General features: G+C 40.2%; 5 protein-coding genes. 1 reads left to right on the top strand and 4 read right to left on the bottom strand.

The window, feature by feature from the left end:
• Positions 1 to 116: 116 nt before the first annotated feature.
• The 4 genes from AAC037_RS18220 to clpB form a co-directional block, all read right to left on the bottom strand.
• Positions 117 to 731, bottom strand: coding sequence for a ThuA domain-containing protein (locus AAC037_RS18220; protein WP_339904578.1), 615 nt, complete (start codon positions 729 to 731; stop codon positions 117 to 119).
• A 27-nt stretch (positions 732 to 758) separates the two neighbouring features.
• Positions 759 to 1,700 (bottom strand): ThuA domain-containing protein, encoded by a 942-nt coding sequence (locus AAC037_RS18215; protein WP_339904576.1) that lies wholly within the window; start codon positions 1,698 to 1,700, stop codon positions 759 to 761.
• A 100-nt stretch (positions 1,701 to 1,800) separates the two neighbouring features.
• The gene (locus tag AAC037_RS18210) at positions 1,801 to 2,022 is read right to left on the bottom strand and encodes a hypothetical protein (RefSeq protein ID WP_339904574.1); all 222 of its coding nucleotides are present in this window, start codon (positions 2,020 to 2,022) and stop codon (positions 1,801 to 1,803) included.
• A gap of 326 nt (positions 2,023 to 2,348) precedes the next feature.
• On the bottom strand, positions 2,349 to 4,964 hold the full coding sequence (gene clpB / locus AAC037_RS18205; RefSeq protein WP_339904572.1) for an ATP-dependent chaperone ClpB: 2,616 nt from the start codon (positions 4,962 to 4,964) through the stop codon (positions 2,349 to 2,351).
• Between the two features lie 238 nt (positions 4,965 to 5,202).
• Between clpB and AAC037_RS18200 the strand changes: the two genes are divergently transcribed.
• On the top strand, positions 5,203 to 5,876 hold a 674-nt coding region (locus AAC037_RS18200; protein ID WP_339904571.1), incomplete at its 3' end, for a sulfatase-like hydrolase/transferase.

The raw sequence follows: 5,876 nt of genomic DNA, 5'->3' as shown, positions 1-5,876 counted from the left end.
AGACTGTTTGGAGATTTTAGCATAGCACCGCTATGGTGAAATTGAAAACAGCAACTAAGTGGCTGATTTTAAAGCGATTTCAGCACGTAATAGAATGTCTATTGCATATTTCGGGTTTAATCCTCATAGTCCTTTGCCACCCAATTGATTGCATTGGAAAGTACCATTTGAAACTGCTTAGCACTAAAAGACTTGGCATCATGCCCCAACAGGGTTTGAAAAACCTTCCCTTTGCCATAGTTGTAAACCCATGCCAATGGTTCTTTCTTTCCTGTAATATTGGATTTGGCCGTTAATAAAGGTTCAATGGACCGCTCTCCTTTCTGGTTAAAATACAATTCATCAAAAGTTAAAAAATCCTCAACCCCTGAAGTGATCGGATGCTTGTGACTTGAAACCTTAACGGAAAATTCCCCATATTTATCATGGCCGCTGTCTGAGTGGTGATCCCACACTCTACTGACGATATTCCTGTATTCGGGCCAGTCAGAATCTCCTGCATTGGGGAGAGAGAAGTGAAAAGCACCATTGGCAAAATGCAACACAATTAAGCCCCCTCCTTCTTTCAAGTAATTGACAAAGAATTTTTTTGATCCATCCGACAATGTTTTAGGATCTTCCCAATTGGCATAGTTCAGGATTAATGCATCATAATCTTCAAGATCATATTGAGAGAGATCTTCAATATTCGTAGAAATATCCACATAAAACCCAGTATTCTCTTCAATGATTGACTTGACTTGTAATGAAGTTTGTTGCTATGGGTGGGCAGGGTGATGGTTCCCTGTGACCACCAATGCTTTTCGGGACTTTTGAAAGAGATGCAGGCTTACTTCCCGATCATTGAAAAATTCAGTCTCCACTCCCTCTTGAGGTACTTGTGCCCCTGATGCCCAAACAATCCCATTGAGCAACATTTTTCTGAAATTATCATTTTCCCAATTGGAGAAAAAATGACCCATTGTTGTGCTAAATCCTCTCCCACCGTCTTTCCTTTCGAGGGCCCAAGCTACAGTGTTCCCACTTCCTTTTCTTCCTTCCAATTCAGGCACTTCAGCAATTAGCTGTACACGGTCATCACCTTCCTGAAACCTGATATTGTAGTAAAACTCATCTTTCAATACAAAAGGTTCTAGCCCGGACACTATAGGGTGGTTCGGATTTTGAAAAACAAGTTTACTTTCCATAGTTTTGATGGCAGAGAACCAGTTTCTTTCTCCCAAATCATCTTGCCAATCAAAATAGCCTCCTCCCCATTCCAATATTTTTTTACCAAAATGATCTGATGCAAAAGTTGAAAAATGAATCAAGGATATACCACAGCCCCTATCCATTTGTTTTTGCATAACCTTCATCCGATCGTTTGTCATAAATGGCACCTCTGAAAACAAGTGGCCATCCCTCCCATCAGTAATAAAAAGTATAAGGTCGGCATCATCTAAAGTTGAAGGTGCTTCCGGCCAGCCATTTAGGTGGATTTCCGAAGTTAGCCCTTCCACATTGGACTTGTCCAACATGGTTTTTATAAGCCTCACTGATTTAATGTATTCGTGAGCATGAGGGCCATGGCTTTTCGGACCTGCTATCAACACAATTTTTTTCGGCTGTTCTTTGAAGCCGGAATCCATCCCCTTGACCTGTAAAATAAAACAGTTGAGAAATAATAAAAATAAAAGCTGCAATAGAATTAATTTATTCATAGCGTTATTTGATTATTCACTTTTTATTGGAATTGGCTCTTGGTATTTGGTAGCCAACTATAATTTGCTTGAAGGACATTCTTTGTAGAAGTTAGTAGAATTATGATATTTTAAACCTGATGTACGCATCCCCGGTATAGCCTCTTGATTTACTTTCACCTATGACCGGTATCACCACATACCGTTTAAGAAATACCGCATAAGAGCTTGACCTTGCCTGCCCCCAAAGATTCTGAAGTTTTAAAAAACTTAACCGGCTGAAAAAGTATTCTGCTCCGCTTAAAAACAACTGAAGTAAAATCAAAACTTTTTCACTATTCATATATAAAATGACTATTGGCTAAATGGGTAATTTACAAGTACTAAACCAGTAAAAAATTAAATTTACAATATTTTAAATAGACACATTGCTCAACCCGTAAAATTTTACTTAAAAGCACAGAGCATAATATCTCTTATTTCACCTTAAGCTCAATGCATCTCAAAAGTTAGCAGCCATTTTATATTGATTCGGTACATTTACTTTCCCAATTTGACTACCTAGGATGTAGGTCAATCACTGGGATTTACAGCTTGGGACTGACGCAAAAAAACAGCCAACCTGAAAACAGGTTGGCTGTCCAACTAATAAACCCAATAAACCGAATTTTAACTTATCTCAACATGGTCTACATTCTTGAAATAGACTTGTTTTTCTGCATCTAAATCCACCAATACAGCGCTATCATTCTTGATGTATCCACTCAAAATTTGTTTGGACAACTCATTTAACACCAAGCGTTGCATGGTTCTTTTTAGTGGTCTGGCTCCATACTGAGGATCAAACCCAACTTCTCCTAAATAATCCAACACCTCTTGGGTAGCGTCAATTTCTATACCGGATTCTGCCAAGCGTTGCTGAATTTCTCTCCATTGGATATCCACAATTTTCCGAAGGATCTTCCTGTTGAGCGGCTCGAACATGATGGTTTCATCAATTCTATTCAAGAACTCAGGTCGCACTGATTTTTTCAATAAATTGAAAACCTCTTCTTTTGTGCTTTCCAGTACTTCTTCTTTATTGCTCTCATTCAAACTCTCAAAACGCTCCTGAATTAAATGAGACCCAATATTAGTGGTCATGATAATAATGGTATTTTTGAAATTGGCTATCCTTCCTTTATTGTCGGTAAGCCTACCATCATCTAATACTTGAAGGAGGATATTGAACACATCCGGGTGTGCCTTTTCAATTTCATCCAACAATACCACGGAATAAGGCTTTCTTCTCACAGCTTCTGTAAGTTGACCACCTTCATCATAGCCTACATATCCCGGAGGCGCTCCAACCAGCCTGCTAACAGCATGCCTTTCCTGATACTCCGACATGTCGATTCTAACCATGGCATTCTCATCACTGAATAAATATTCCGCCAGTGCTTTGGCCAATTCTGTTTTACCAACTCCTGTAGTACCTAAGAATATAAACGAACCAATAGGGCGTTTTGGATCTTGCAGACCTGCCCTGCTTCTTCTCACTGCATCCGAAAGCGCGGTGATGGCGTCCTTCTGACCTGCAATTCTTTTGCCCAATTCGTCTTCCAAGTGAAGTAATTTCTCCCTTTCACTTTGGATCATTTTAGACAATGGTATGCCCGTCCACTTGCTGACCACCGCTGCAATGTCTTCACTATCCACCTCCTCTTTTAGCAAGGTGGAATTTTCTTGCATCTCCTTCAGTTGTGCTTTGAATGATTCCAGCTTTTGCTCGCTATCAACAATTTTGCCGTAACGAATTTCAGCAACCTTGCCGAAGTCACCGCTTCTCTCCGCCTGTTCTGCTTCAATTTTGAATTTGTCAATATTCTCCTTCTCTCTTTGAATGCCTTGAATAACGGCCTTCTCACCTTCCCATTTGGCTTTTAGTTCTTGCCTCTTTTCTGTAAGGTCTGCCAATTCTTTGCTAAGTACACTTTCTTTGTCCTTATTTTTTTCTCGCCTAATGGCCTCCCTTTCTATTTCCAATTGCATGATGCGCCTATTTAGCTCATCCAATTCCTGAGGAAGGGAATCAATCTCCATCCTTAATTTGGCCGCTGCTTCATCCATCAAATCGATGGCTTTATCCGGCAAATAGCGGTCTGATATATAGCGTTGAGAAAGCTCTACCGCGCCAATAACCGCATCATCTTTGATCCTCACCCCATGGTGCAATTCATACTTGTCTTTAATACCCCGTAAAATAGAAATGGCATCTGCTGCATCCGGCTCATCCACCACCACTTGCTGGAATCGTCGTTCGAGTGCTTTATCCTTTTCAATGTACTTCTGGTATTCTTTCAAGGTAGTCGCACCAATGGCATGCAGCTCTCCCCTTGCCAAGGCCGGTTTTAATAAATTGGCTGCATCCATTGCACCTTCACCTCCACCTCCGGCACCAATTAAGGTATGGATCTCATCTATAAATAAGATTATTTCACCGTCAGAGTCGGTCACTTCTTTGATGACTGCTTTTAGGCGCTCCTCAAATTCCCCTTTGTATTTAGCCCCTGCCACCAGGAGCCCCATATCCAATGATATAAGGGTTTTACTCTTAAGATTTTCAGGCACATCTCCACTTACAATCCTTTGGGCCAAACCTTCTACGATAGCAGTTTTACCTACCCCGGGCTCGCCCAATAGTATCGGGTTATTTTTGGTCCTTCTTGCCAAGATTTGCAAGACCCTCCTGATTTCTTCATCTCTACCGATGACAGGATCAATCTTTCCTTTTTTGGCCAGGTCATTTAAATTTTTAGAATATTTTTCTAAAGACCTGTATTTAGATTCTGCATTTTGATCGGTCACTTTATTTCCTTTTCTAAGTTCTTTGATAACTTCTATTAATTTTTTTTCACTTAAGCCTTGCCCTTTTAATAGCTGCGCTACTTTCTCAGAACCGGCCAAAATTCCTAGTAACAAATGCTCCACTGCTACAAATTCATCCCCAAAAGTCTTGAGGTAACTTTTTGCTTTTGTTATCACCTCATTCGTCGCATTGGATAAATAGGGTTGTTGCCCACTTACTTTTGGATATTGACTGATGATTTCATCTAACTTCTGTAAGATCAATCCTGAATTGACCCCTAATTTCTGGAATATAAAATCCGTAACATTGGCATCAACTTGAACAATACCCTTCAGCATATGAGCAGGCTCTATAAGCTGCTGTTGCTCAGCAGTACATAGCTCCAAGGCTTTCTGAATCACTTCTTGTGATTTAATAGTAAATTGCTTGAAATCCATTATTGCTCCGGTTTATTTTAATACTAATTGCTTTCCATACCTTACACAAATATGAAACCAAACCGGAATTAAGCAAATAGCCTGCAATTATGTCCGATTTCGAACATAGACCCCATAAAAACCAGACCTTTTGGCAGTTAGTACTACCTTAAATTCCGCTATTGCACTTATATTTAATTTCTCCCCCTTAAAATTTCATTGTATTATCTACCTTTGTAAACAAACAGTTTGTAGCTACATGAAAAACACCTACTATTTTCTCCTTTTGGCCTTACTAATTAGTGCTTGCCAAGTAGAAGAAGAAGTTAAGCGAAAGCCTAATTTTATCTTTATCCTTGTAGATGACTTGGGTTGGGCCGATGTAAAAGCCAATTATCCTGAGGGTTTTTATGAAACCCCTAACCTGGATCAAATGGCAAAGGAAGGCTTGCGTTTTACTCAAGCCTATGCTGCGCATCCGGTATGCAGCCCCACCCGCGCTGCTTTAATGACAGGCATGCACCCCAATAGGCTAGGTATTACTGATTGGATTCCAGGCTATGATAAATTCGAAGAAAGCCGGCCCATCATTACCCCTTCGATTAATAACGAACTCGCTTTGGAAGAAACAACGCTTGCTGAAAAGTTTAAGGACAATGGGTATCAAACCTTTTTTATTGGAAAATGGCATCTGGGAGAAGAGGAGAAGTATTGGCCCGAAAACCAGGGTTTTGATGTGAACATCGGAGGATGGCGCGTGGGAGCTCCACAGCTAAAAAAGGGTAAAAGCAATGGCTATTATTCTCCCTATGGTAACCCTAAACTTACTGATGGACCGGAAGGGGAATACCTTACCGATAGATTGACCAACGAAAGTTTACAGCTGATTCGTGAAAAAAATAAAGAACCATTCTTGTTGTACCTTTCCTTTTA

The sequence above is a fragment of the uncultured Cyclobacterium sp. genome, from assembly GCF_963976465.1.
Lineage (GTDB): Bacteria > Bacteroidota > Bacteroidia > Cytophagales > Cyclobacteriaceae > Cyclobacterium.
This window is presented reverse-complemented; position numbering and strand designations above follow the sequence as displayed.

Bases quoted from the DNA above. Each gene is read 5' to 3' on its own strand.
- AAC037_RS18215 (WP_339904576.1), bottom strand. From the start codon at position 1,700: ATGAATAAATTAATTCTATTGCAGCTTTTATTTTTATTATTTCTCAAC.
- AAC037_RS18210 (WP_339904574.1), bottom strand. From the start codon at position 2,022: ATGAATAGTGAAAAAGTTTTGATTTTACTTCAGTTGTTTTTAAGCGGA.
- clpB (WP_339904572.1), bottom strand. From the start codon at position 4,964: ATGGATTTCAAGCAATTTACTATTAAATCACAAGAAGTGATTCAGAAA.